This is a genomic window from Mesorhizobium sp. WSM4810 (assembly GCF_055811235.1).
The window spans coordinates 1-24,889 of the sequence record NZ_JBVVQV010000050.1 but is presented as its reverse complement, the minus strand read 5'-3'; the positions used below and the strand labels follow the sequence as shown (position 1 = coordinate 24,889).

General features: G+C 61.8%; 23 protein-coding genes, 1 tRNA gene and 1 pseudogene. 19 read left to right on the top strand and 6 right to left on the bottom strand.

Going from position 1 to position 24,889, the window contains the following annotated elements; translation table 11 throughout:
* Nucleotides 1-361: 361 nt before the first annotated feature.
* From secA to AC0L3O_RS34330, 4 genes are all read left to right on the top strand, one after another.
* Nucleotides 362-3,094 carry a preprotein translocase subunit SecA gene (secA, locus tag AC0L3O_RS34345; RefSeq protein ID WP_023797283.1) on the top strand — a complete coding sequence of 911 codons (2,733 nt, stop codon included), beginning with the start codon at nucleotides 362-364 and terminating at the stop codon, nucleotides 3,092-3,094.
* Nucleotides 3,095-3,469: 375 nt separating this feature from the next.
* Nucleotides 3,470-4,870 carry a lipopolysaccharide biosynthesis protein gene (locus AC0L3O_RS34340; protein ID WP_128246139.1) on the top strand — a complete coding sequence of 467 codons (1,401 nt, stop codon included), beginning with the start codon at nucleotides 3,470-3,472 and terminating at the stop codon, nucleotides 4,868-4,870.
* The gene (locus AC0L3O_RS34335) at nucleotides 4,870-6,150 is read left to right on the top strand and encodes a GNAT family N-acetyltransferase (protein WP_473617987.1); all 1,281 of its coding nucleotides are present in this window, start codon (nucleotides 4,870-4,872) and stop codon (nucleotides 6,148-6,150) included. The genes AC0L3O_RS34340 and AC0L3O_RS34335 overlap by 1 nt, the downstream gene beginning before the upstream one ends.
* A 537-nt stretch (nucleotides 6,151-6,687) precedes the next feature.
* Complete coding sequence (locus tag AC0L3O_RS34330) at nucleotides 6,688-7,296, top strand: hypothetical protein (RefSeq protein WP_023797279.1); 609 nt, start codon at nucleotides 6,688-6,690, stop codon at nucleotides 7,294-7,296.
* A 435-nt stretch (nucleotides 7,297-7,731) separates the two neighbouring features.
* Here AC0L3O_RS34330 and AC0L3O_RS34325 read toward each other — a convergent pair whose 3' ends face one another.
* Complete coding sequence (locus tag AC0L3O_RS34325; protein ID WP_473617988.1) at nucleotides 7,732-8,661, bottom strand: tetratricopeptide repeat protein; 930 nt, start codon at nucleotides 8,659-8,661, stop codon at nucleotides 7,732-7,734.
* A gap of 507 nt (nucleotides 8,662-9,168) precedes the next feature.
* Nucleotides 9,169-9,366 (bottom strand): annotated as a pseudogene (locus AC0L3O_RS34320) (adenylate/guanylate cyclase domain-containing protein); the annotation flags it as partial.
* Here AC0L3O_RS34320 and AC0L3O_RS34315 point away from each other — a divergent pair.
* From AC0L3O_RS34315 to AC0L3O_RS34295, 5 genes are all read left to right on the top strand, one after another.
* Entirely contained in the window at nucleotides 9,286-10,080 is a 795-nt protein-coding gene (locus tag AC0L3O_RS34315) for an ABC transporter permease (RefSeq protein ID WP_473617986.1), read from the top strand. The pseudogene AC0L3O_RS34320 and the gene AC0L3O_RS34315 overlap by 81 nt on opposite strands.
* Nucleotides 10,070-11,125, top strand: coding sequence for a lipocalin-like domain-containing protein (locus AC0L3O_RS34310; protein WP_473617984.1), 1,056 nt, complete (start codon nucleotides 10,070-10,072; stop codon nucleotides 11,123-11,125). The genes AC0L3O_RS34315 and AC0L3O_RS34310 overlap by 11 nt, the downstream gene beginning before the upstream one ends.
* An 850-nt stretch (nucleotides 11,126-11,975) precedes the next feature.
* On the top strand, nucleotides 11,976-12,383 hold the full coding sequence (locus AC0L3O_RS34305; RefSeq protein WP_473536233.1) for a hypothetical protein: 408 nt from the start codon (nucleotides 11,976-11,978) through the stop codon (nucleotides 12,381-12,383).
* Between the two features lie 488 nt (nucleotides 12,384-12,871).
* Nucleotides 12,872-12,945 (top strand) — tRNA-Arg (locus AC0L3O_RS34300).
* Between the two features lie 80 nt (nucleotides 12,946-13,025).
* A complete protein-coding gene (locus AC0L3O_RS34295) occupies nucleotides 13,026-13,205 on the top strand; it encodes a hypothetical protein (RefSeq protein WP_473536232.1) in 180 nt (59 codons plus the stop codon).
* 413 nt (nucleotides 13,206-13,618) lie between these two features.
* Here AC0L3O_RS34295 and AC0L3O_RS34290 read toward each other — a convergent pair whose 3' ends face one another.
* Both AC0L3O_RS34290 and AC0L3O_RS34285 read right to left on the bottom strand, forming a co-directional pair.
* Entirely contained in the window at nucleotides 13,619-14,230 is a 612-nt protein-coding gene (locus AC0L3O_RS34290; protein WP_473617983.1) for a hypothetical protein, read from the bottom strand.
* Nucleotides 14,231-14,441: 211 nt separating this feature from the next.
* A complete protein-coding gene (locus AC0L3O_RS34285) occupies nucleotides 14,442-14,570 on the bottom strand; it encodes a hypothetical protein (RefSeq protein WP_473536230.1) in 129 nt (42 codons plus the stop codon).
* Between the two features lie 354 nt (nucleotides 14,571-14,924).
* On the opposite strand from AC0L3O_RS34285, the gene AC0L3O_RS34280 reads away from it, so the two are divergent.
* The 7 genes from AC0L3O_RS34280 (at nucleotide 14,925) to AC0L3O_RS34250 (ending at nucleotide 21,112) form a co-directional block, all read left to right on the top strand.
* Nucleotides 14,925-16,127, top strand: a complete 1,203-nt coding sequence (locus AC0L3O_RS34280) for an ABC transporter substrate-binding protein (protein WP_473536229.1) — start codon at nucleotides 14,925-14,927, stop codon at nucleotides 16,125-16,127.
* A 76-nt stretch (nucleotides 16,128-16,203) separates the two neighbouring features.
* Complete coding sequence (locus AC0L3O_RS34275) at nucleotides 16,204-17,070, top strand: branched-chain amino acid ABC transporter permease (RefSeq protein WP_023797268.1); 867 nt, start codon at nucleotides 16,204-16,206, stop codon at nucleotides 17,068-17,070.
* Nucleotides 17,071-17,075: 5 nt separating this feature from the next.
* On the top strand, nucleotides 17,076-18,050 hold the full coding sequence (locus AC0L3O_RS34270) for a branched-chain amino acid ABC transporter permease (RefSeq protein WP_023797267.1): 975 nt from the start codon (nucleotides 17,076-17,078) through the stop codon (nucleotides 18,048-18,050).
* Nucleotides 18,051-18,054: 4 nt separating this feature from the next.
* Nucleotides 18,055-18,834, top strand: a complete 780-nt coding sequence (locus AC0L3O_RS34265; RefSeq protein WP_023797266.1) for an ABC transporter ATP-binding protein — start codon at nucleotides 18,055-18,057, stop codon at nucleotides 18,832-18,834.
* Between the two features lie 2 nt (nucleotides 18,835-18,836).
* Nucleotides 18,837-19,559, top strand: coding sequence for an ABC transporter ATP-binding protein (locus tag AC0L3O_RS34260; protein ID WP_473617982.1), 723 nt, complete (start codon nucleotides 18,837-18,839; stop codon nucleotides 19,557-19,559).
* An 8-nt stretch (nucleotides 19,560-19,567) separates the two neighbouring features.
* Nucleotides 19,568-20,308 carry an aspartate/glutamate racemase family protein gene (locus AC0L3O_RS34255; protein WP_023797264.1) on the top strand — a complete coding sequence of 247 codons (741 nt, stop codon included), beginning with the start codon at nucleotides 19,568-19,570 and terminating at the stop codon, nucleotides 20,306-20,308.
* Nucleotides 20,309-20,410: 102 nt separating this feature from the next.
* Nucleotides 20,411-21,112, top strand: coding sequence for a GntR family transcriptional regulator (locus AC0L3O_RS34250; RefSeq protein ID WP_031254144.1), 702 nt, complete (start codon nucleotides 20,411-20,413; stop codon nucleotides 21,110-21,112).
* Nucleotides 21,113-21,882: 770 nt separating this feature from the next.
* Here the strand turns inward: AC0L3O_RS34250 and AC0L3O_RS34245 are convergent.
* Entirely contained in the window at nucleotides 21,883-22,314 is a 432-nt protein-coding gene (locus tag AC0L3O_RS34245; RefSeq protein ID WP_254020460.1) for a group I truncated hemoglobin, read from the bottom strand.
* Nucleotides 22,315-23,096: 782 nt separating this feature from the next.
* Between AC0L3O_RS34245 and AC0L3O_RS34240 the strand changes: the two genes are divergently transcribed.
* Nucleotides 23,097-23,435, top strand: a complete 339-nt coding sequence (locus AC0L3O_RS34240; RefSeq protein WP_023797260.1) for a 4a-hydroxytetrahydrobiopterin dehydratase — start codon at nucleotides 23,097-23,099, stop codon at nucleotides 23,433-23,435.
* Between the two features lie 146 nt (nucleotides 23,436-23,581).
* Here AC0L3O_RS34240 and AC0L3O_RS34235 read toward each other — a convergent pair whose 3' ends face one another.
* Nucleotides 23,582-23,902 (bottom strand): VOC family protein, encoded by a 321-nt coding sequence (locus AC0L3O_RS34235; protein WP_373420391.1) that lies wholly within the window; start codon nucleotides 23,900-23,902, stop codon nucleotides 23,582-23,584.
* A 181-nt stretch (nucleotides 23,903-24,083) separates the two neighbouring features.
* Here AC0L3O_RS34235 and AC0L3O_RS34230 point away from each other — a divergent pair, with 181 nt between their 5' ends.
* Nucleotides 24,084-24,488 (top strand): hypothetical protein, encoded by a 405-nt coding sequence (locus tag AC0L3O_RS34230; RefSeq protein ID WP_473617980.1) that lies wholly within the window; start codon nucleotides 24,084-24,086, stop codon nucleotides 24,486-24,488.
* Nucleotides 24,470-24,652, top strand: a complete 183-nt coding sequence (locus AC0L3O_RS34225; RefSeq protein WP_156942545.1) for a hypothetical protein — start codon at nucleotides 24,470-24,472, stop codon at nucleotides 24,650-24,652. The genes AC0L3O_RS34230 and AC0L3O_RS34225 overlap by 19 nt, the downstream gene beginning before the upstream one ends.
* Nucleotides 24,653-24,889: the final 237 nt, after the last annotated feature.

Genomic DNA, 24,889 nt, shown 5'->3' with positions numbered 1-24,889 from the left:
GGTTGGGCGGGCGCGGTGTCCTGCGCCATCGCTGGCGACAGCGACAGCGCCGTCAGCCCGAATGCCAAGCCAAGGCTGGCGAGCGACGCGCGGCGGAACAATAAGGACATACAATTAACTCCAATGGGGATAGCTAGGGCGGGATGGCTTCCAGACCAGCCGGATTGTGGCGGAATTTGGCACGGTCGTCAGGGCCAGCGCGCCGTTGACATCGATTGAGCCCCCTCTTATCTGTCCAACGACTTTGCGTCCAGAACCGTTTTCCGGGCGCTTTTTGCGTTTGTCCGCGTTTCACGTGGATTTGATGGGGCCGGCCGGCACCCGTCGCAACGACTTGGAATGCTATCGAAAGGACCATTGAATGGTCAGTTTTGGCGGTCTCGCCCGTAAGGTTTTCGGCTCCTCCAACGATCGCCGGGTCAAGTCAACCCGACCGCGCGTCGAAGCGATCAACGCCATGGAAAACGAGATGCGGGCGCTCTCCGACGCCGAACTGACGGCCCGCACGGAAAAATTCCGCCAGGACGTCGCCAACGGCGCCAGTCTCGACGATCTCCTGGTGCCGGCCTTCGCCACCGTGCGCGAGGCGGCGCGCCGCGTGCTCGGCATGCGCCCGTTCGACGTGCAGCTGATCGGCGGCATGGTGCTGCATAATGGCGGCATCGCCGAGATGCGCACCGGCGAGGGCAAGACGCTGGTCGCCACCCTGCCCGTCTATCTCAACGCGCTTGCCGGCAAAGGCGTCCATGTCGTCACCGTCAACGACTATCTTGCCACACGCGACTCCGAATGGATGGGCCGCGTCTACAAATTCCTCGGCCTTACCGTCGGCGTCATCGTCCATGGCCTGTCCGACGAGGAACGCCACGCCGCCTATGCCGCCGACGTCACCTACGCCACCAACAACGAGCTCGGCTTCGACTATCTGCGCGACAACATGAAATACGAGCGCGCCCAGATGGTGCAGCGCGGCCACAGCTACGCGATCGTCGACGAGGTCGATTCCATCCTCGTCGACGAGGCGCGCACGCCGCTGATCATTTCCGGTCCGCTCGAGGACCGCTCGGAAATGTACAATACCATCGACGCCTTCATGCTGAAGCTCGAGCCGGCCGACTATGAGATCGACGAGAAGCAGAAGACCTCGATCTTTACCGAGGATGGCACCGAGAAGCTGGAAAACCTTTTGCGCGACGCCGGCCTGCTCAAGGGTGAGTCGCTCTACGACGTCGAGAACGTCGCCATCGTCCACCACGTCAACAATGCGCTCAAGGCGCACCAACTGTTCCAGAAGGACAAGGACTACATCGTGCGCAACGGCGAGATCGTCATCATCGACGAATTCACCGGCCGCATGATGCCGGGCCGCCGCTATTCGGAAGGCCTGCACCAGGCGCTCGAGGCCAAGGAGCATGTGGCGATCCAGCCGGAGAACCAGACGCTCGCCTCCGTCACCTTCCAGAACTATTTCCGCCTCTACAAGAAGCTCGCCGGCATGACCGGCACGGCGCTGACCGAGGCCGAGGAATTCGCCAACATCTACAATCTCGACGTCACCGAGATCCCGACCAATCTGCCGGTCATCCGTATTGACGAGGACGACGAGGTCTACCGGACCGTCGAGGAGAAGTACAAGGCGATCGTCAGGGAGATCAAGGAAGCCCGCGAAAAAGGCCAGCCTACCTTGGTCGGCACCACCTCGATCGAGAAATCCGAGCTGCTGGCCGCACGCCTGCGCAAGGAAGGTTTTGCCGATTTCGAGGTGCTGAACGCCCGCCACCATGAGCGTGAGGCGGCGATCGTCGCCCAGGCGGGTAAACCCGGCGCCATCACCATTGCCACCAACATGGCCGGCCGCGGCACCGACATCCAGCTCGGCGGCAATGCCGACATGCGCATCGCCGAGGAGCTTGGCGACATGCCGGCCGGCCCCGAGCGCGACGCCAGGGAAAAGGCAATCCGCGACGACGTCGCCCGGCTGAAGGAGAAGGCGCTCGCCGCCGGCGGCCTCTACGTGCTCGCCACCGAACGCCACGAATCGCGCCGCATCGACAACCAGTTGCGCGGCCGCTCGGGCCGCCAGGGCGATCCCGGGCGCTCAAAATTCTTCCTGTCGCTGCAGGACGATCTGATGCGCATCTTCGGCTCCGAGCGCATGGACGGCATGCTGCAGAAGCTTGGCCTCAAGGAAGACGAGGCGATCATCCACCCCTGGATCAACAAGGCGCTGGAAAAGGCGCAGAAGAAGGTCGAGGCGCGCAACTTCGACATCCGCAAGAACCTGCTGAAATATGACGACGTCTCGAACGACCAGCGCAAGGTGGTGTTCGAGCAGCGCCTCGAGCTGATGGACGGTGAAGGCCTGTCCGAGACCATCGCCGAAATGCGCGAGGGCGTCATCGAGGAGGTCGTCGCCAAGGCTATTCCCGAAAACGCCTATGCCGAGCAGTGGAACGTCGCTGGCCTCAAGGCTGAGGTCGCCGAATTCCTCAATCTCGACCTGCCCATCGAGGACTGGGTCAAGGAAGAGGGCATTGCCGAGGACGACATCCGCGAGCGCATCAGCCAGGCCGCCGAGACCGCTGCCAAGGAGCGTGCAGAGCGCTTCGGCCCCGACGTGATGGCCTATGTCGAGCGCTCCGTGGTGCTGCAGACGCTCGACCATCTGTGGCGCGAGCACATCGTCAACCTCGACCACCTGCGCTCGGTCGTCGGCTTCCGCGGCTACGCCCAGCGCGATCCGCTGCAGGAATACAAGGGCGAGGCGTTCGAGCTGTTCCAGGCGATGCTGGGCAATCTGCGCCAGGCCGTCACCGCGCAATTGATGCGCGTCGAGCTGGTCCGCCAAGCCGCCGAAGCGCCGCCGCCCGAGGCGCCCGACATGTTCGGCAGTCATCTCGACGGCACCACCGGCGAGGACGATTTTGATGGCGGCGAGACCGGCCTTCTGGTTCGCCAGGAGACCCACGCCACCGTCGCCCCCGAGAACCGCGACCCGCAAAACCCCGCCACCTGGGGCAAGGTCGGCCGCAACGAGGCCTGCCCGTGCGGGTCAGGGAAAAAGTACAAGCATTGCCACGGGGCGTTCGCGTAAGCACCCACTTCCCTTCTCCCCGTTCACGGGGAGAAGGTGCCCGAAGGGCGGATGAGGGGCGACGCCAACGCCCACGATTAGCCAATCTCCCCACCCGTGGGGGGATGGCCGGCTGGCGAGAGGGGGGCGCTGTCCCGTCGACACCGGAAATGGGCCTTCAGCTCTTATTTCTTTCCATCAGCTGGCCTGTCGTTTCGTCGCGTTCTGCCGCGAACGGCGAACATGGCACAAAGCCGGCGCCCCTCATCCGCCTGCCGGCACCTTCTCCCCGTGAACGGGGAGAAGGGAACACTCCTACCTCCCACCCAACCGTTTCTTAATGTGTTTTGACTACACCTAGACCCGAAAAGAAGCCGAGAACGGAGTGTGATCAGGGTGCGCTTTTCCGCGGCGACGACAGCCGGGCGGTTCCTGCCGCAGCGCCTTGCGCTGCGCGCAAAGCCGCTGCTTGGCCGCATCGATGCCGTGCTGTTCACCGCCGACGAGCGCGGCGAAGCCAGCCGCATGTCGCTGATCGCCTTTTCCATCCGCATCGTCAGCGCCGTCATCGCTTTCGTCAGTCAGGTGCTGATGGCGCGCTGGATGGGCTCGTTCGAGTATGGCATTTTTGTCCTTGTCTGGGTGACGATGGTCATCGTCGGCAATCTCGCCTGCCTCGGCTTCCACACCTCGATCATCCGCTTCATTCCCGAATATCGCGAGCGCAACATGCTGGCCGAACTGCGCGGCATCGTGCTGACCAGCCGCCTGTTCGTGCTGGTCGCCTCGACTGCGATCGCCGGACTGGGCGCGCTCGGCGTCTGGCTGCTCTCGCCGTTTATCGAGAACTACTATGTCGTGCCGTTCATTCTCGGCCTCATCTGCATGCCGATGATCGCCATGTCCGATCTGCTGCAGGGGCTGGCGCGGGCCAACTCGTGGGCGCTGTTTGCGCTGGCGCCGACTTATCTGGTGCGGCCGGTGCTGATCCTGGCGCTGATGGCGCTGATGCTTCTGGTCGGCTTTGCGCCCGATGCCAGGACGGCGATCTTCGCCTCGATCGCCGCCACCTATGCCACCACGCTCGGCCAGCTCATCGGCATCACTGCGCGCATCGGCAAAAAAATCCCGGCCGGGCCGAGGAAGCTGCATTTCGCGCAATGGTTCCTCGTGTCGCTGCCGATCTTCCTGGTCGAAGGCTTCTTCTTCCTGCTCACCAATGCCGACGTGCTGATGGTCGGCGCCTATATGAATCCCAACGACGTCGCCGTCTATTTCGCCACGGTCAAGACGCTGGCGCTGGTGCATTTCGTCTATTTTGCGGTCAAGGCGGGCGTCGCCCAGCGCTACGCGCAATTCACCCATGGCGAGCCCGAAAAGCTCGCCGCCTTCGCCCGCGAAACCGTGTCGTGGACGTTCTGGCCATCGCTGTTGATGGCGCTGCTGGTGCTGGTGCTGGGCGAGCCGATGCTGAGCTTGTTCGGGCCTGAATTCGTTGCCGGCTACCCGCTGTTGTTCCTGCTGGTCTTCGGCGTCGTCGCCCGCGCCGCCGTCGGCCCCTGCGAAAGCCTGCTCACCATGAGCGGCAACCAGAATATCTGCGCCGCCGTCTACGCCATGACGCTGGCCTTCAACATCGGCCTCAATCTGGTGCTGATCCCGCTTTTCGGCCTGTGGGGCGCGGCGATGGCCACCGCCTTCGCGATGATCTTCGAAGCCGGCGCGCTGTCCTTCACGGTCTGGCGCAGGCTCGGCATCGTCATGGTCATTTTCGTAGCCGCCAAAGGAGCCGCGTGATGGCTGCCATCCCGTTGCTCGAGGAAACCAGCGGCGGCCTGGCCGGCGCCCTGGTGTCGGGCCTCGCCGGGCTCGCCCGCGAAGCCGATCCCGCCCATATCGAATTGTTGGCCAACGGCCGGCCCCAGCGCAAACTGGCAATTTACGCCGCCTCCGCCGGCTTCGACCTGGTCGAGGAACTCGACTATCTCTGCGCCCGCACGATCGAGCCCAACGTGTTCTTCAACCCGCGCTTCCTGGCACCCGCCATGCCGCGACTGGAAGACCGCGAGGTGCGGCTGGCGGTCATCCGCGACGGCGACGAATACCGCAACCGGCTGCGCTTGCTGGTGCCGTTCTCGGTGGAGCGGCCGGCGACGCCGCTCGGCGTGCGGGTGATGCGCACATGGTCGAGCCCGTTCGGGCCGATCGGCACGCCGCTGGTCGACCGCGACGATCCCGTCGGCGTCATCGAGGATTTCTTCGCGATGCTGTCGCGGCCGCATCTCAAACTGCCAAAAGTCTTCGTGCTGCCCGACATCCGGCTCGACGGCCCGGTGGCCAGCCTGCTGGCCACCGTCGCCGAGACGCGTGGCCTGACGCTGGTCACCACCGGCAAGGCCGAACGGCCGATGCTCGAAAGCGAGATCGACGGCGATGAGTATCTGAAGGCCTCGCTGCGCTCGCACCATTATCGCGAGTTCCGCCGCCTAAAACGCCGCCTCGCCGACCTGGGCAGGCTGGAGCATCAGGTGGCGCGCGGACCGGAAAACATCCGCCATGCCATCGAGCGTTTTTTGACGCTTGAGGCCGCCGGCTGGAAAGGCCGCGAGCGCACCGCCATGGCCATCGACCGCTACCGCGCCGCCTTTGCCCGCGAGGCCGTGCACCGGCTGGCCGAACGCGACCGGTGCCGCATCCATTCACTGACGCTCGATGACCGCACCATCGCTTGCCTGGTTGTCTTCGTCGAGGCTGGCGTCGCCTACACCTGGAAGACGGCCTATGACGAGACGCTCGCCGCCTATTCGCCGGGCACGCTGCTGATGATCGAGGTGACCAGGCAGCATCTCGACGATCCCAACATCATGATGACCGATTCCTGCGCCGTGCCCGACCATCCGGTGATGAGCCGGCTATGGACGGAGCGACGGCCGATCGGCACGCTGGTCCTCGGCCTGACGCCGGACGCCGACCGCCTCGCCCGCCAGGCGGCGTCGCAGATCCACCTCTACCGCGAAACCCGCAACATGGCGCGCCTGCTGCGCAACCGGGTGAAGAGCTTGCTGGGACGGCGGTAGGGCAAAGGGCGGCTCCCCTTCTCCACTTGTGGGAGAAAGTGGCCTCGCGAAGCGAGGTCGGATGAGGGGGTGCTCCAGTGGCACCCAACAGCACTCCGTCCAGTAACCGTCTTGGCGCTGCGCGCCAATCCACCGCCCGGGGCGAGTCACGGGCCTCGCCCGCCCTTCGGGCCCCACAAGGGGAGAAGGCAGAGAGGGGCAGCGCCGGCTGGTGGTCGCGGCGCATCATCCAGGACCATCGCCTGGTCTACCGCGCCGCCGCGTCGCTTCGCTCCTTGCTCCGGCCTGGGAATGACGAAGGCGCAGGGGCTTACGCTAATCACCAGCGCTGGAAATTGGCAGCTGCAGGCCGGACGGCACCGACCGTCCACAGTCCCTTTCAGACTCAGTCGAAGAACTGTGTCGAAGGCCTAGGTCATCAGGGTTAATTCTCCCAACCAGCGGAAAGGATTAGCATCGGCGACAATCTCGGCCGCGCAACCAGCATCATTGCCGCCTCGGTCCTGCACGGCCAGAACAAAAATCTGGGAGGAATGCATGACGAAAAGAATTCACTTCAGGCGTCGCAGTATTCTCGCTTTGACCGGCCTCATCGGCGCCTGCCTGATTGCGGCCGCGGGTCAGGCCGCCGAGCCCGGCAAGGTCGAGATCGATGCCCTGAAACAATCGCTTTCGAAGTACGAAGACTACAAGGCCGCCATTCGCGACCTCTACCTGTCGACGGTCGGATGCGTTTATTACAGCGGCGAAAAAGTGGCTGGAGCTATGGATTACCCGAAGGGCGCGATGGGCATTCATTTCGTCAACGTCGCGAGCGTCAGCCCGACACCAGATCCGACGCGCCCCAATGTCCTTATCTATGAGCCGGTCGACGGCGGCTTGCGCCTGGTGGCCGTGGAATGGCTTGTTCCGCTGACGCCCGACACCAAGGAGCCGCCGAAACTGTTTGGACAGACGTTCCAGGGGCCGATGGAGGGGCATTATCCGCTTATTCCGTTGGAGTTCTACCATTACGATCTTCACGTCTGGCTGTTCAAAGACAACCCACTTGGAATGTTCAGCCCGACGAACCCCGACGTGAAATGCGACAATTACGCGTTTCCGATGCCGGAGCAGCCGACCAAGATGGTGCCGGGGCCGATGTAATGGCGACTTAGTCTACGCAATGGCCCGGCCTCAATTGGGTTATCCCAGGTGCGCCTGGGATAACCTCCCACCGAGCTTTCAAGGTGTCTCGGGTAGAAAATGGTGCCCCTAGCCGGGAGGCAAGATTTGAACCTTTTCAACGCTCAATTTCGAAAGTGGGACAGAATAGGCCATTCAAGATCCTTATCTTTTTCGTCGAGATTGTCTCACCGAAACCTAGCTAGGACAGGACCTCTTCGATGCCTGACCGGGACCAATCGATAGCGATCGACCGGCTAACTTGCACGGCAAAGGGGTCGCAAGTTCAAACCGTGCCGCTGTAGACGTCACAGCATCGGAATGGCTTGAAAGGGGCCGGCAACCAGCGCTCATAACACAATTGCTTCAACGTAGCGACCCAGTCGGTCTTCTGCGGGGTCGCGCTCGGACAGCCGTTCACTCCGGCAAGCCCGCGAACCGCATGTGTCCGATCCAGCGCTCAAGGGCTCCGGGGGCGGTGTAATTCTTCTCCCACTGCTTGCGTTGTTTGCTGATGGAGTCGCCGGGCGAGTCTTTGAGGAAAACCGCAAGCGCTTCCTTTGCCTCCCGCTTGTTTCCCAGACAAGCGTGGATCCCCGCAAGCATTCGGTGTGCGCCGCTCGGGATTCTGGACATTTTCCGCATCGCCGTCAGCGCAGCCCGGCAATCGTTCTTTTCGTAGAGCGCCCAGCCCATGTCCCAGTGGAACCAGTCAGGGTGGAAAGGATCGATGCCCATAGCCTGCTTGATCCGATCGATAGCTTCGTCGGTGCGGCCAACATTCAGCAGCACGCCCGCACTGTTGACGAGGGTATCCGAATTGCTTGGGTTCAGGGCTATCGCCTGATCGTACCGGACAAGGGCCTGCTCCACCTCGCCGGCTTCCGCATGAATTCTGGCGCGGACATGATGCGCTTCAGCATCATCAGGAGCGAGCAGGATGGCCTTGTCGGCGTATTCGGCGGCGCGCTTCAACGCCTCGTCAGGGTTATTTTCCTGCTTGTGCCAGAAAACCGCGTCATGGCGATAGGACCAGGCCAGCCCGATATAGCCGAACTGGGAGTCCGGATCCGCTTCGATCGCCTTGAGGCTGAACTGCCGTAGCAGCTCGTTCCCCGCGGCAGAGAAATCCTTGTCGGTCTCGGCAAAACCAATCAGGACATAGCGGAGCGCGCTGACCTGCGCGGCGTCGCTCCTTGGCAAGGGTCGCTCGATCCTGCGCCCGACCCTATCCGCAAGCGTGCGGATGATCTCCTCCTGGACGACGAAAAGATCGGCAATTTCGCGGTTGTAAGTGTTGGCCCAGACATGCGATCCGTCATGCGCATTCAGCAACTGGGCGGTCACTTTCAGCTGGTCTCCGATCTTCTGCTGGCTGCCTTCGAGGAGGTAGTCGACGCCGAGTTCATCTCCGATCTGCCTAGCGTCAACCGGATGGCCGCGGTACCTGAAGCTCGAGTTCCGGGCGATGACGGCATAAGTCTTGCTCCGAGCAAGCTCGGTGATGATCCCCTCGGCGACGGCATCGCTGAGATATCCCTTGTCCGCGCCGGTACTGAAATCGTCGAAGGGAAGGACCGCAATCCTCGGCATGTCGCTCGAACGAACCGGAGCGGCCCGCCATATTTCCGCGCCGTAGTATACGCCGATCGCTGCCGCAACGAGAACGAGTGCAGCAAGAATGAAGCCGCGTCGCGAGAATCTTGTCTTGGCTCGTTCCGTGCCGGCTGCGGCGTGCAGCCACGGCGCGTCGGCGAAGAGGTTGACGTTGTAAACGCGGACCGGTCGATCAATGTTCTTCAGCGTCTGCTCGCCAGTGTCCTCGAAGGTCAGATCGAGCCGGTTGCCGATATGGTCTCGCACAGAGCCGGACACGGCGACGCCGCCGGGCCTGGCGATGCTCTCGATGCGCGCCGCGATGTTGACGCCATCGCCATAGATGTCGTTGTCCTCGAAGATGATGTCGCCGAGATGGATGCCGATGCGAAATTCGACGTGCCGGAGGTGTGGGACCGGATCGCCACAAGCGACGGCGCCCTGATCAACGAACAACTGGCGCGGCGCCAGGAGTTGGGCTTGGGGGACCAGATCACGCTGCCCGGTGGCTGGCGGGCCAGCATCGTCGGCGTCTATGCCGACTATGGCAACCCGATCGGCCAAGTGATCATCGGGATCGACACACTGCTCCAGCACTATCCTGACGTCTCCCGCCTGCGCTATGCCATTCGGATTGCCCCCGGCAAGGCCGAAGCACTGGCTGCGGGTTTGCGGGCGGAATTCGGGCTGCCCGCGCAGAACGTGATTGACCAGGCCGGGATCAAGGTCTTTTCGCTCAAAGTGTTTGAGCGCACATTCAGAGTGACAGCCGCGCTGAATGTGCTGACGCTGGGAGTCGCGGGGCTGGCGATGTTTGCGAGCCTCATGACCCTGTCGGGGATGCGCCTACCGCAACTGGCGCCGGTCTGGGCCATGGGTCTGCCCCGCCGCCACCTCGTATGGCTGGAGCTTTGGCGCGGCTTGTTGTTGGCAGCCTTGACCATGCTGGCCGCTCTGCCTGTAGGTATCGGGCTCGCCTTTGTTCTGCTGGCGGTGGTGAATGTCGAGGCTTTTGGCTGGCGTCTGCCGATGCACCTTTTTCCCGGTGACTGGGCGCGGCTGGCGGCGCTCGCGCTGCTGGCGGCCGGACTTGCAGCCGCCGTGCCTGCCTGGCGGCTGGCGCGTCTTTCGCCATCGGATTTGCTGAAGGTATTTGCACATGAGCGTTAGAGCATTGCTGATCTATATGTGCTTGGCCGCACCTGCCTTTGGCCAAGGTTTTGCTGGGCTTGGCACAGAGGCTGACGGGTTTTCAGTGCCGCAGCCGGGGACTGCATTCAACTTCCCGGCAGACCACGGCCCGCACCCCGGTTACCGGATCGAATGGTGGTATTTGACCGCCAACCTGCAAGCTGCGGATGGAGCGGACTATGGCGTGCAATGGACTCTTTTCCGATCCGCCCTGGCCCCGGTGGAGCGGTCAGGCTGGTCCAGTCCGCAGCTTTGGATGGGCCATGCGGGGCTGACGTCGCAAACGCACCAATTCGTGGCCGAACGGATGGCACGGGGCGGCATCGGCCAAGCGGGGGTTACGGCTGCGCCCTTTGCGGCCTGGATTGACAACTGGCAGATGGCAGGCCGGGCCCTGCCAGAGGCGGATGCGCTGTCGGCGCTCGATCTGCGTGCGGCGGGACAGGCGTTTTCCTACGAACTGGCGCTGGACGCCAAAGGCCCTCTGGTGCCGCAGGGAGTGCAAGGCTATTCGGTGAAATCCGAGAAGGGGCAGGCGAGCTATTATTACTCGCAACCATTCTACCACGTGACCGGCACGCTGACCCTTCCGGCAGGCGCGATTGCGGTGACCGGTCAGGCGTGGTTGGACCACGAATGGTCCTCGCAGCCGCTGGCTGAGGATCAAACCGGGTGGGACTGGTTCTCGCTGCATTTCGACAGCGGCGAAAAGATGATGGGCTTTCGCCTGCGCGACAGAGGCGCGGGCTTTACATCGGCCACATGGATCAAGGCCGACGGCAGGCCGCAGCCGCAGGCCCCCGGCGCGCTAAGGGTGACGCCGCTCGAAACGGCGACAGTCGCGGGACGTAGCGTGCCGATCCGCTGGAGGGTGCAATTGTCGGAAAAAGGGGTGGATGTGACCATCCGGACGCTAAACCCAGAAGCCTGGATGGACACACGCTTTCCCTATTGGGAAGGCCCGATCCGATTTGAGGGCACCCATGCCGGGCGCGGCTATCTCGAGATGACAGGCTATGAGTGACTGGAGGACGCTGCTCGATCGCGAGATCGCGACGGTTGGCGAATTGCCGAAAATGGAGAAGGTTAGTTTCCAGCGCCCTTCCCTCTACCATTTAGGCGTTTAACGGCATGATATTGTTGGATTTTTTCGGCAAAGAGTCGGAAAAATGGCTCCGGCGTCAGTCCGGGTTCTGACCGCCTTGGTGCCGCCACGCGACAGCCGGCAACAGAGATCGACTGGCGCCGCTTCCGGGCAGTTCACCCTAGTCGGGTTTGCATCCTTAGTGATAAGCGGTCCCGGCAGGAAACGGAGTGGGTCGCCACGGAGGTCGTGGAAGCGGACCGAGCGGTCATTCCTGCTTTGTATTTGAACGGCTGTTTTCGCTGGATCAGCGGAATTAGCCGACGGCGCAATTACCTCGACGTAGAAGTTCGAAATCCCGCTCGGCTCGGTCTTGGGACCGATTGCACGCCATCCCGCGGGTTCGTTCCCCGGAGGCTTTCGGACGCCGGCTCCGGCACCAGGCCAACACGTGGAACCGCCCGCATCCGAAAGCCATCACAGTAGCGGATGTTGGCTTGAAGAAAACGCAAGTCTGCTTGGAGAACATTCAACCCCGGCGCCATTCCCGAGTGGCTTGATCCCACTTGAACTGGGCGGGATCCGATGTCCGCGTATTCGATCGGGCCGATGTCGAGGTTGGCGACCAGACTGCCTCGGCTGGCGGCGTCGCGCATGCGGCCAAGCTCGTTCTGTAAAGCAAGGAAAGCCACACCGGCTGTGGTCGCTACCCGCGAATACTGCTGCCCGCGCGCGTGGGGGAACCCTCAACGCGTATGCACCGTTAAGACGATTGCCAGGGAGAATCGCCATGAATAGCGCGGACCCGACCCACCGAATTCAGCCTGAAGTGCGCGCCGCAATTAGCGTCTTCCTCAACGAGGTCCAAAGAGACCTGAAACCATTTGCTCTCTCGGAAGCCCTAGCAGCAATAAGACAGATCTTTCCTGAACTGGAAATCTCCGACGCCGATCTTGCCGACGCCATCGCGAGTGAAGCTCTATCGGCTGGCGTCGGCATTGAGTTCGACGTGCTTAAGACGCGTAAGGCGCTCGAACGGAGGGCGATCGAGCGATGGGAGAATGAAGGCGGCGCTAGCGGAAGGAAGAAGAACTCAGATCGGGCTCAAAGCGACGCGGCGCAGCGAGTAAAAACCAATGACACCAGTGGCACGAGGCGACGGGCAAACGAATCTAAGGAGCGGCATCGGTTGATCTAGCCAAGTCACTTCCTTAAGCCGCCTCTTTCTTCCGCCGGCGTTCGTTGCGCTTGGTAGCCAAGGGCAGTCGCCGATCAAGAACTCCATCAACGCAATAGCGCTGCCTGTGCGTGAGTGCCGCGTATGGTTTCTTTCAAGCGTATCGGGAGGACATGGAATGGCAAAGCTTTCGGCTCCGTGCCCGATTTGCAGGAAGGCGACGAAACAATTACAACTGACTGCCGGTGACTATCTGGAGTTCGACTGCTCTGACTGTGGGTACTTCCAGATATCCAGAGCATTTCAACAGGTAGCCTCGAAAACAGCCGGTTTCCACGAGGCGGCAATCACTTGAGCGGGCGAGAATAAGGGCGAGATACGGTCGCTGCCGACCGTCACTACCTACGACCTGCCATAGCGACCGGGTGATCAGAACGGCGCCATCGCCTCCGCCCTCTCTCGGGTTGTTCACGTCGGCCCACCGGAACGCTCGATTCCCAACCCGCCATGCGCTCGTAGCTCAACTGGATAGAGCACCGGACTTCGAATCCGTAGGTTGCAGGTTCGAACCCTGCCGAGCGCGTCATTTTGATTTCCTTTGGTTCCCCGACGGACTATTGAAATGGGGCATTCCGTGGTTTGCTGCCCATCTAGGAGGCGAGCATGATCATTCCCAGCGACGACCAAGAAGCCCAGAGTATCATAGTCGAGATCAAGGCAATCCTTGCCGAACTATCCGCGATCGACGTTCGGACTGACCTCGCCCGGTGGATGGTGTTGGAGCAACGGCACCATGCGCTTGCGGGGAAGCTTTATGAGCGGCGCATCGATCGTCCGTCCTAGTGTGTCGCTCTACTTAGGCGAAGAATCGCCGAACCGCGCACTTCCCGCCGGAGACACACATGAAGCGCAAGCCCAGCAAAACGGGATACAACAGACTGCTTGCCAGCGATGCCCACCCTAATCTCACGAGATCCGCTGATCGGTATTCTTGAACTGGATACCGATTCTGACCCGATCGAACTGGCCATGAACCGAAAAGTTGCCGAGCGTCTGATGTCGACCGTTGTCGAATTCCTTCAGGCTGCCGAAAGAGCCGACGCGCCGACATTTGGCGGTCGAGCGCCTGGAGCAGGCCGCAGACGGAGCGGCGGCGGAACCGAAAAGAGGCGAAGAAGGACGTCTTTAGGCGCCTCGCGCTGCTGTGAATGGCGCGCGGCGCGAGCATCACCGCGAGGCATTAGTAGGGCCGCGCCTTAAGCCTCGACCTTCTTCAGCTCCGAGAGCCGCACAAGGCCGTTCTGGCTGCGGAATGTCAGTGTCGCATCCGTACTTTGCGCCTGGGCGATCCCCGAAATAACGTGATCGCCGGTGTCGTAGATCGTGCGCCGGCCGGCATCCTCGATGACCAGTCGCCGCGTGTCGGGATAGATCGCGTAGCGCAAATGGTTCTGCGATCCAGTCGATGAGGGTGTGCCGAGTCCGCCCGGCCAACTTTCAGGTACCTGCTGATGCGATCTATAGCTCACTTCGGCAGGCTCATTATGGGCAACCTCAGGATTCTCCCGCAGATAGGCTGCGAGATCCGTGGCCACAGCGTTCAGCTTCGCCCTTAGCGCATCGTTGAACATGTCGCCGACCATTGTCATGCCTGATGACCACTGCGACATGCCGCCGAATTCGGCATGGCTGAATTGGGCCATGGAACCCCCGCCCGAGCGCAGGGCACGCAGCACGGTTTCTACCGCGTCCCTTGACAACCCGTGCCGCGCCGCCAGCCGCGCGACCAATGCCGTCTCTTTGAGATCAGCCACCGTACTGCCTCCCTCTTTTCGCCATTTAACACTGCGATAGGGACATCGTTCCACATGCCCTATCCTCCGAGCACGCCAAGGGGCAATTACAGCCCTTGCCCACGGGCCAACGCGTGTAGGCCGACATCTTTCCGCCTTTGCCGGCATGGCCTCAACGAGGCACTCTGGGCGACCAAGATATGTGCAACGAGCACCTACCACAGTTTGCGGCCGCGCGCCTGCCCTGAGCGGAACGTTCGAGTTCCACGCCGCCTTTTATGAAACTCTACATTGACCACGGAATCGACAGCGGTGCAGCTTGCAATTTTTCGCCGAACGGCGTCACACGGTGATGGTCGTGCAGCACCAGCCCGCGCACAAAACGATCGCGGACTCCTTCCTGCAACTGGCGCAATCCCCGAAAGTCCTGCGGAACCGTTGCGGAGGCCTTCACTTCGATACCGACGACCCGACCGCGCGATCCTCGATCACGACGTGACCTAGTCCTGATCCTTGGTCCGGTAGTGTGAGAAAGACACCCGTCGCTCTGACCACGACGCGAGCTTCAGGAATTCAGACACCACGAAGCTCTCGAGCAAAGCACCGAACCGCGATCGGTCCTACGTCCTTCATCTACGGCCGGTCACCAGATTGTCAACAATCTTTAAAAGTTTTGTTGACAGGTGATTGATTTGAGCCTTCACTCACATAAGTCCGCGTATCGGTCGAGTTCTGTCGCAACAATGCGCGGCCTCCAAGGGGAAGAACAATGATCAACAGACGTTCAATAATCACATTCGCCGCGCTCGGCGCCGTCTCCGCACTGGCAATCATGGCCGGCGGCACAATCACGGTGCACGCCGCCAACAAGGAACTCAAGATCGGCTTTGTCGGCGTGACGAGTGGCGCGGCCGCTGCGTGGGGCACATCCAACGTCCGCTCGATGCAGACACGCGCCGCCTGGATCAACGAAACCGGCGGTGTGAAGATTGGTGACGAGACCTATGACATTAAAATCGTCACCTTCGACGACCAGAAGGACCCGAAGCGGGCGATCGCCGGCATGGAGAAGATGGCCCAGGAGGGCATCCACTATGTCGTCGGTCCGAATGTCGACGACGGCGCGGCGGCGGTGCGTCCCGTGGCAGAATCCAAGGGCATCATCTATTTTCCCTACGCATTCCCGAAGGAACTCTACACCCCGCCGGCGTCTAACGCCGTGCTCGGCATGATCGCCAACTACCAGTCGGCTCCGGCGATCTACAAATATCTCATGGAAAACAGGGGCGTGAAAAAAGTTGCCTTTGTCGCCGCCAACGAATCCGATCCGCTGAGCCAGCGGGATGGCGGTGTTGCCGCGGCAAAGGCACTCGGGCTCGAGATTGTGGCTGCCACGGATGTCTACCAAAACGATACCCGCGATTTCACGCCGGTACTGACGCCGATCGTTTTGCAAAAACCGGACCTGCTGGTGCTTTCGGGCGTCGCGCCGGGCAATGCGCCGCTGCTGATCCGCGCCGCGCGTGAGCTCGGCTACGAAGGCCTGATCTCCACCGAAACGGCGCAGGATGCCAAGGTGCTGGAAGAGGGCGCGGGCGAGTTGGCCAACGGCTTCATCTCGGTCGGCGGCGCATCGACGCCCGAAATCGCATCCGACACGATGAAAGAGTTCGTCGAACGCTATACGAAAATGTTCGGCGAATACAATGACGAGTCCAACACCAAGGTCTACGCGCTCGAATACATCATCGAGACGCTGAAGGCGAACCCGGCTGCGATCGACAATGTCGAGGAGTTCAAGAAGACGATCGACACTTTCTCGGCGCCCAATCCCTATCTGAAGGACGATGCCAAACTGACCTATGTCGGAATGACGTCGTTTGGCCAGAAGCGCCAGCTTTCGGTCCCGATGGTGGTCACGGAATACCGCGACGGCAAGTTCGAGACGCTCTTCGTCGCTCAAGTCGATTGACGCAACTGCACCGAAGCGGATTGCCGCACAGGCTCGAGCATTCGTCTTCAGCCTCTGAACGGCCGGAACCATCTTGATGGAACAAGTCATCGCCAACGGGCTTTATCTTGGCGCGCAATACGCCTTGATCGCGCTCGGTCTGACCCTGATCTTCGCGCTGATGAACGTGCTTAACTTTGCCCATGGGCAGATGTACGTTCTCGGCGGCTTCGTCACCTACACCGTCTATGGCCAGCTCGGCATACCTTTCGTCGTCGCGCTCGTCGCGTCCGGGATCACGCTGCTGGTCATTGGAGCGCTGGTCGAGAAATTCCTTTTCAGAACGGTGATTAGGCGAAGCGTGCGGGAGGAAAGTACGATGCTTCTCGCGGCGGCGGTCGCATTCTTCCTCGACGCCGTGATCCTCCTCCTGTTCGGTGAAAAGCAGCGCGGCGTGCCGAAGATCGTCAACGGCGTCTTCGTCTCCGACAGCCTCATAATGCCTTACGACCGGCTGCTGGTCGGCGCACTCGCCATACTGTTCATCGCCTCCTTCGTGCTTTTCATGCAGTACAGCAAGCCGGGACGCGCCATGCGGGCGCTGGCGCAGGACCGGGTCGCGGCGCAGCTGATGGGCGTCGAGGTCGACCGCTATTCGATGATCGGCTTTGCGCTCGGCGCCATGCTTGCCGGCATAGTCGGCGGGCTGCTGGTCGCCATCACCGGCGTCAATTCGGGCATCGGCGGGCCGATCTCGATCAAGGCGTTCTTGATGGTGATGATCGGCGGGGCCGGCGTGGTCAGCGGAGCGATCGCAGGCGGCTTCATCCTCGGCATGATGGAATCGGTCGGCCTGACGGTGCTACGCCAATATGGCGACGTCACTTATCTCGTCATCTTCGCCGCGCTGATGGTGTTCCTGAGCATCCGCCCGAACGGGCTCATGGGCAAGCCGTGGGGATGATGAACATGAAGCGTACACGCAACATCCTCGCCGTCGCTGTCTTCCTGCTGGTCGTACTCGTCGGCGTGCCCTGGCTGATCGAGGCGACCGGTCGGCTCGACCTCTACTACACGCTGACCTCGGTCGCGCTGCTCAGCATCGCCAGCGCCGGGGTGTGGGTGACTTTCTACATCGGCCGCATCAATATCGGCCAGGGCGCCTTCGCGCTTATGGGCGGCTATGTTTCGGCCATTCTTGTCGTCCAGTACGGTGTGTCGTTCTGGCTGACACTGCCGCTGGCTGGGCTATTCTGCGCCGCTGCAAGCGTGCTGATCGGACTGCCCATCCTCAGGCTTCGCGGCGTCTATTTCGCCATGGTCACGCTGGTTTTGACCGAAGTGGCGCGGCTGCTGGCGCTGGCGCTGCCGATCACCAACGGCGCCAAGGGCATGGTCAGCATTCCGCTCCCCGGCGGCATCTCGATCTTCGGGCTGACCATCCTTCCAGATTTCGCGACGCTCGCCAATCCGCGTCCCGCCTTCTATCTGGTGTCGGTTGTGCTGATGGTGCTGTGCTTTGCGGCGCTCTACCGCCTAGTCCATTCGCGCATCGGCAAACTCTGCCAGTCGTTGCAGCAGAACGAGGAACTGGCCTCCTCGATCGGCGTCAACATCGCCTATCTGCGCGTTATCGCCTACGCCATCTCCTCATTCCTCGGCGGTCTCGGCGGTGCGATGTTCGTCGCCATCTCGCAGTCGATCTATCCGTCGAGCTTCACCGTCACCGACTCGGTGAACTTCATGCTGAACTGCTTCCTCGGCGGGCTCGGCCACGTCTTCGGGCCGATGATCGGCACCTTCGTGCTCTATTTCGGCTGGGATTTCCTGTTCGAGACCGGCGAGTTCCAGTTGCTGATCTTCTCTTCGGTGCTGATCGCGCTGATGCTGTTCCTTCCCAATGGCCTGCTCAGCCTCAGGCTGTTCGGCAAGAAGCAGGGCTAGGACCATGACTGAGCTTCTCCAGATCAAGGCCGTGACCAAACGCTTCGGCGGGCTGGTCGCGGTCAACAATGTTTCCTTCGCGGTCCGCGAACGCGAAATCCTCTCCGTCATCGGCCCCAACGGCGCCGGCAAGTCGACGCTGTTCAAGCTGATTTCCTCTTTCCTCAATCCGACCTCGGGCGAAGTGCTGTTCCGGGGAGAGCGGATTTCAGGCCTGGCGCCGCATATCGTCGCCCGGAAGGGCGTGGTGCGCACGTTCCAGGAGACGACGATCTTCAAGGGCATGACGGTGCGCGACAATGTCATCATCGCGCATCACCTGCGTTCCAATGCCAGCCTTGCCGGCTTCTATCTCGGCACGAATACCGCACGGCGCGACGAGGATGAATTCGGCCGCTCGGCCGACGAGATCATCGACTTCCTCGATCTCGGCGCGCAACGGCATGAGATCGCCAGCACGCTGCCGCACGGCCATCTGCGCGCGCTCGGGATTGCCATCGGGCTCGCCACCAACCCGACCGTTGTTCTGCTCGACGAGCCCTTCGCCGGCATGAACCATGACGAAACCGTGCGCGCGGTGGAGATGGTGCGCGGCGTGCGGAAGCGCGGCGTGACTGTCCTGCTGGTCGAGCACGATATGCCCGCCGTCATGAACATTTCCGACCGCATCGTCGTCCTGAACTTCGGTGTGAAAATCGCCGAGGGAACGCCGAAGGAAATCCAGGAGAACGAAAAGGTCATCGAGGCCTATCTCGGCGCCGAAGATGAGACGATCGGATTTTAGCCATGAGCGAACTGCTGAAAGTCTCCGACGTCGAACTCTACTACGACCATGTCTATGCATTGAAGGGCGTGTCGCTCAACGTCAACGAGGGCGAGACCGTCGCGCTGATCGGCGCGAACGGCGCGGGCAAATCCTCGATCCTGCGCGCCATCACCGGCCTGAAGAAAGTCCGCAGCGGCGAGATTCATTTCCGGGGCCACCGCATCGACGGAACGCGCCCGGACGAGCTGGTCAGGATGGGCATCGCCATGGTGCCGGAGGGTCGGCGCGTCTTTTCCTACATGACGGTGCGCGACAATCTGATGATGGGTGCCTTCACCCGCACCGACAAGGCCGAAATCGCCAGGACGCTGGACATGGTGCTCGGGCGCTTTCCGCGCCTGAAGGAACGCTATTCCCAGACGGCGGGCACGATGAGCGGCGGCGAACAGCAGATGCTGGTGATCGGGCGGGCGCTGATGGCCAAACCGAAGCTTCTGCTGCTCGATGAACCCTCGCTCGGCGTCGCGCCGAAGGTCGTCCAGGACATCGCCCGCTCCATCGTGGCGATCAATCGCGACGAAAAGGTCAGCGTTCTCTTGGTCGAGCAGAATTCGCGCATGGCGCTGCGCATCTCGCAGCGCGCCTACGCGCTGACGACCGGAAAGATCGCGCTGGCCGGACATTCGGCTGAGCTGCTTGGCGACGACCGGGTCAAGAAACTCTATCTCGGCGGCGAAATATGAAAGCGCAAATGGACATACTCGTCGTCAATCCCAACACCACCGCGTCCATGACCGAAAAGATCGGCGAGGCGGCGCGCGGCGCGGCTTCGGCCGGCACCAAGATCATCGCCGTCAATCCGAAGGACGGGCCGCCGAGCGTCGAAGGCTATTTCGACGAGGTCTTCGCCATCCCGGGAATGATCGGCGAGATCCAGAGACATCCGGCGGCGAGCGCCTGCGTCATCGCCTGCTTCGACGACACCGGCCTCGACGCAGTACGCTGCGTTGGCGAGATGCCGGTGGTCGGCATCGGCGAAGCGGCGTTTCACATGGCGAGCCTGATTGCCGGCAAGTTCAGCGTGGTGACGACGCTGTCGCGTTCGGTGCCGGCGATTGAGCACAATCTGGTGCGCTACGGCCTCGCCAGCCGCTGCGCCAGGGTGCGGGCAAGCGACGTTCCCGTTCTGGAGCTCGAAGCGCCCGGCTCCAACGCCCGCCATCGAATTTCGGAGGAGATCGAGCGCGCCATCCGCGACGACCGGGCCGAAGCGATTGTGCTGGGATGCGCCGGCATGGCCGACCTCGCCGCCGCGCTCAGCCGCGAACATGGCCTTCCCGTGCTCGACGGCGTCGCCTGCGCGGTAAAACTCTGCGAGAGCCTCGTCGGCCTTGGCCTGTCGACCTCGAAGCGCGGCGGCTACCAGCTTCCACTCGAAAAATCCTTCGCCGGAATCTTTGCGCCCTTCTCGCCCTCCGGCCGTGCACCCTGATGCGTGCAAATTTGTTGACATTCCCGCACAGGATGTTCGATGTCCGGCCTGAAACGCGGTGTTCGCGCCGCTATGCGATCCGGCCGCCGGGACAATGAGACGATGGACCTGCTTCGACCAAAGACACGGGACGACAAGCCGGCGATGCGCTGGTTTCCGGTCTATGCCGGCCTGCGCGATGCCATCGTCAGCCACCGCCTCGCACCGGGCACAAAACTACCCGAGGACGAACTCGCCTCGATCTATTCGGTGAGCCGCGCGGTGATACGCGCGGCGCTGCAGGCGCTGTCGCATGACCGCTTGGCCCGGCTCGAGCCGAACCGCGGCGCGTTCGTCGCCCAGCCGACCAAGCAGGAAGCGCGCGAGGTGTTCGAAGCGCGGGCGCTGATCGAGCCCAAGGTAGCGGCGCTTGCCGCCGACGTGGCAAAGCCGGCCGAGATCGCGCAACTGCGGCTTCATCTCGAAAAAGAGCACGAGGCCCTGCATGCCGGCCGCGACAGCGACGCCATAATGCTGTCGGCAAAATTCCATGTCGGCATCGCCGAAATCGCCGGCCATTCGATCCTGACCGGCTTCGTCAAAGACCTGTTGTCGCGGTCGTCGCTGATCATCGCGCTCTACTGGCACCGCCGCGACACCACCTGCGAAAGCCACGCCCATCGCGCCCTCGTCGATGCAATCGAAAAGCACGACGCAAAAAACGCGTCCGACCTGATGCGAAGTCATCTCATCGACCTTCTGTCGGGCCTTGATCTGTCGCTTGGCGAGAAGAAGCCCGAGAGCCTGTCGGACATCTTGCGCTGATCTCCGCTGTCAAACTCTTCGCCGGAGTTCGCCTATGTCCGCACCATGCTGGGCGTGCATAGCATGCATCGGCCCATGAGGACTGCTTCTTCGTTCCTGCTGTCATAACAGTAGCGCTCGTTAAGTCCGCGGCGCTGCCCTCCAACTGCACCTGCTCCTGCTGGGCCATAGAGTCCCTCCCGCACAACGGTCGGGCAACGCGCCCGATTAGAGCTTGACTCAGCGCAGTCGCAGCAAGGATTGGGCAAACTGCCGGTTTTTCTTATGCCTTAGATACGACCTGATGCGATCGGTCGATGGCCCTCGCGAGAGGCCAGTTCCAGACTGCACTTTTATGCGACTTTGGGCGAACAAACGTCCAACAACGTCAGAACGACTTCGCTCACATGCGGGATCCGCTGTTCGTCATGGGCTCAGTTGTGCCAAGAGCGACCCTTCCGAGCCGAGAACCAAATGTGCCGCATTAGGGCCGACAGCGGACTGGCAGCTTCCAGCTGCCGATCTTCAAGAGCGGACATTCAGTCCGGTGTCAGTATTGTCGTGACCTGACCCTCTGCTGCTCTTCAAGCCCTCGTCTCGGAACGTCGTGATTGGTGGAGCATTGCCAGCAGAAAAATGTATGACGCGAGCACACCAGTTTCCCGACGTTCGCGATGCGCTGCCAAAGCAGACTTTCGCGTAACCACCGGAGTCGACCCCTTGCGGACCCTTCCATCGAAGGCGTCGTACGGGAAGACCTGACCCATCCGGCAGCGTGTAGCGGATAAGTCCTACCCCTCGACAATGTCGCTTTTCATCGGAGCCAAAAGACCGAGCAACTCGTCTTTTTCCTGCTTTGGCACCTTGAAGTGATCGAGCGCCGCGGTGAGGTCTTCAACCAGGGCGTTAAAGTCCGCCTCCGTAATCCCCAAGCCTTGGTGAGCGGCTTTCATGTCCTTGCCGGTGTAAGTGCAGGGTCCGCCCGAGGCCTGACAGACTTGATCGACCAGCTTGCTCTTGAAGGCCGGAATATCGGAGTTGGCGAAAAAGGTGTTGATGCGCTTGTCAGCGGCGAGATTAGCGACGAACCTGTCCACGACTGCGGTAATCGCCGGCTGTCCGCCTAGGCGCTCATAAAGGCTCTTCTGCTGCGCGCCCGCCGCGAGCGTGACACCAATCACTACCGCCGCTGCAAGCAAAAACTCCTTGGCGATTGATCTCATTGCGACTTCCTCCCTTTGCCAGGCAGCGCGCGAGAGGCGCTGGGGAAGATTGCAGCGTCTAGTCCCCTCAACGCCCTAGAAATTCTACACGTAAAAGCTTGCTCCAGCTATGCCAATTTCGCGATCAGGCCGTATAGGCGGCGAAACGCAAAGCGTCCCTTCGATTTCCAGTGATTTACCGCGCGGTGTGCCGCTGGACCGGCAAGCCGCCGCGCCACCTGCAAGGGTGATGCGGACACTCATTGGCTGGACCATGAAAGACCGCTCCTGGCGCGAGTTCGCCGTTTACTGACCCAATCCGGCGGCTAGAATCGGCGGCGCAAACCGGTTCTGTTCGGGTTTGAGCTTGCCGTTCACAATACCTGCGCCATAATGGTCATGTGGGAATGGATTTTCGCAACGCCGTCGATGAAGCGACCGATGGGTATCGAGATCCGCTGGCTGGAGTGACCGGGCGATACAGACAAGTCGCCGGCGCTGGTGGCCAGAGAGCGTCCTCGGTTCGGGCTCACGATCGGCGGCCCCCGGTCGAGATCGTCTCTTGAACGGAAGGCGGCCCCGTTGCCGCAGGTGATTTGAGATGCACAATCACCCGAAACAGAGCCGGGGCACCGATCGACTGAGTCCACAAAAGCACAGCGATCGGCCGAGGGAGACCGACAACAAGCGCCTTGCCGAGCAGATTCGCAAGTTTCTCCGCAAGCACTATGCGAGCAAATATCGGGTGCGGTAAACAGTGGTCGCTGCACCTGGAACCCCGATGTGCAATAAGGGAGATCGTCATGGCAGAGAGCATTGCCCAGAAAACCTGTACGCCCTGCCGTGGCGGCATACCGCCGCTGACCGAGAAGGAAGCCGGCGGATATCTTTCCCAGACGCCCGGCTGGGATCTTCTGGAGGCGGGACACCTGATACGCCGCAAATTTAAGTTCGCGGACTTCCGGGAAGCACTCACCTTCATCGACGAGGTCGGCCGGTTGGCGGAAGAGGAGGGGCACCATCCGGACATCTGCTTCGGCTGGGGCTACGCGGAAATCTCGCTGCAGACCCATAAGATCAGGGGCCTGCACGAGAACGATTTCATCATGGCAGCGAAGATCAATCAGCTAGCCGGTTTGTAAAGGGCGCTCGGCTCTGAACGGCCGGAACGGGTCTATTGCCCGGTTCGCCAACGGCTCAGTCGCGCCAGGAGTGACACACCGATTCCTCAGATTGGGAGGGTTCGACGGCGGTGATTGCCATCGGGCAGGCTCCCTTGGCGCGACGCTCACGGATTCCAGCCGCCGCTGCCGTACGGACGCGTGATGATTTCGAGCAGATGCCCGTTCGGGTCTTCAAAGTAGAGACCGCGCCCACCGTCGTGGTCGTTGGTCTCCCCCCGGCTTTCGTTGGCCGGGGTCAGCCCAGTAAGGCAAGTTCCGTTCGCGGATGCGGTTGAATATCTGTTCGAATTCGGCGTCGTCGACCAGAAAGGCGTAATGCTGGCGCACGACCTTCTCCTCGGTATCCATATAGTCGAGATTGGCGTCGTTGTCGGTCGTGACCATTGGAACGGCCCCCAGCGCCGCGGCGCCGGCAGCCCCAGCATGTCGGCCAGGAAATCTGCCGAGGCCTTGCTGTCGCGAGCCGGCAGAATCGTATGATTGAAATGGATCTCCATATTAGGCCCTCTGCAACGAGGTGAGCTTCATTTTCGAAGGAGGCTTCGCCCGGTTACACCCGGGCCTGCCCGTTGTTCCGGGCCTCGCGAATTGAGAGCTGAAAGCCGAATGGCCGCAAATCCTGGCGTGGATACCGGCTGCCGCGCCTGGCACCAGCACGGCCCTCTGCCGCCGCAATGCGTGCGCGACGCCACCACCGCCTATCTCAAGGCCGAAGACGCCATCGGCCAATGGCTGGCCGAATGCTGCGCGCAAAGGCGGCGAAGTGCCGACCAAATGCGCCTACGCACCGCGGAAAAGCTGGGCGAGCGCAACAACGAAACCTCGGCTCGAAAAGGCGTTTACGCAAAAACTGGAAGACCGCGGCTATGGGCAGCGACACGGCCATGGCACCGACTGGTTCTACCCGGCTTCAGCGTCCCGGAAAACGAGACCGAGCTGGCGGAACGCGAACGGCAGGTAGCTTATGAAAACCGCCGCTACGGAGGTAAATCGTGGGTTTCAGTGACTTGATTCGCCTGAAAAGGGAGCACCCCGCCCATCCCGCGCAGACCTCCGCCGCGCATCTTGTGCATCGGCCCGCGCAGCCGCGTGACGACAAGGGCCGTTTCGCCCAAGCCGCCAAGGATCAGGCGCGGCAATTCGGGTTGGCTCTGGAGATGGAGGAAGCATTGTGAACACGCACAAGGATGCGATGGCTTGGGTTATGCTGATCAACAACGTGATGTGCCTGTGTGCCCGCAATCCCGCCGCATCTGGGCCGAAAGCGGTAAGTCCGCTTGCGGCACAGGGAGAGCGTTAGCGGACGTTTAACTTGCGAGGCCCGCTGGCGCGGTCTGACCCTCTCCGGACCTTCGTGTCGATTCGTCGGAGGGGCTGCAATAAAGTGGATAGCGGACTTGCAGGCAGGTAAC

Bases quoted from the DNA above. Each gene is read 5' to 3' on its own strand.
- secA (WP_023797283.1), top strand. From the start codon at position 362: ATGGTCAGTTTTGGCGGTCTCGCCCGTAAGGTTTTCGGCTCCTCCAAC.
- AC0L3O_RS34335 (WP_473617987.1), top strand. From the start codon at position 4,870: ATGGCTGCCATCCCGTTGCTCGAGGAAACCAGCGGCGGCCTGGCCGGC.
- AC0L3O_RS34330 (WP_023797279.1), top strand. From the start codon at position 6,688: ATGACGAAAAGAATTCACTTCAGGCGTCGCAGTATTCTCGCTTTGACC.
- AC0L3O_RS34315 (WP_473617986.1), top strand. From the start codon at position 9,286: ATGGATGCCGATGCGAAATTCGACGTGCCGGAGGTGTGGGACCGGATC.
- AC0L3O_RS34310 (WP_473617984.1), top strand. From the start codon at position 10,070: ATGAGCGTTAGAGCATTGCTGATCTATATGTGCTTGGCCGCACCTGCC.
- AC0L3O_RS34305 (WP_473536233.1), top strand. From the start codon at position 11,976: ATGAATAGCGCGGACCCGACCCACCGAATTCAGCCTGAAGTGCGCGCC.
- AC0L3O_RS34295 (WP_473536232.1), top strand. From the start codon at position 13,026: ATGATCATTCCCAGCGACGACCAAGAAGCCCAGAGTATCATAGTCGAG.
- AC0L3O_RS34280 (WP_473536229.1), top strand. From the start codon at position 14,925: ATGATCAACAGACGTTCAATAATCACATTCGCCGCGCTCGGCGCCGTC.
- AC0L3O_RS34275 (WP_023797268.1), top strand. From the start codon at position 16,204: ATGGAACAAGTCATCGCCAACGGGCTTTATCTTGGCGCGCAATACGCC.
- AC0L3O_RS34270 (WP_023797267.1), top strand. From the start codon at position 17,076: ATGAAGCGTACACGCAACATCCTCGCCGTCGCTGTCTTCCTGCTGGTC.
- AC0L3O_RS34265 (WP_023797266.1), top strand. From the start codon at position 18,055: ATGACTGAGCTTCTCCAGATCAAGGCCGTGACCAAACGCTTCGGCGGG.
- AC0L3O_RS34260 (WP_473617982.1), top strand. From the start codon at position 18,837: ATGAGCGAACTGCTGAAAGTCTCCGACGTCGAACTCTACTACGACCAT.
- AC0L3O_RS34255 (WP_023797264.1), top strand. From the start codon at position 19,568: ATGGACATACTCGTCGTCAATCCCAACACCACCGCGTCCATGACCGAA.
- AC0L3O_RS34250 (WP_031254144.1), top strand. From the start codon at position 20,411: ATGGACCTGCTTCGACCAAAGACACGGGACGACAAGCCGGCGATGCGC.
- AC0L3O_RS34245 (WP_254020460.1), bottom strand. From the start codon at position 22,314: ATGAGATCAATCGCCAAGGAGTTTTTGCTTGCAGCGGCGGTAGTGATT.
- AC0L3O_RS34240 (WP_023797260.1), top strand. From the start codon at position 23,097: ATGGCAGAGAGCATTGCCCAGAAAACCTGTACGCCCTGCCGTGGCGGC.
- AC0L3O_RS34235 (WP_373420391.1), bottom strand. From the start codon at position 23,902: ATGCTGGGGCTGCCGGCGCCGCGGCGCTGGGGGCCGTTCCAATGGTCA.
- AC0L3O_RS34230 (WP_473617980.1), top strand. From the start codon at position 24,084: ATGGCCGCAAATCCTGGCGTGGATACCGGCTGCCGCGCCTGGCACCAG.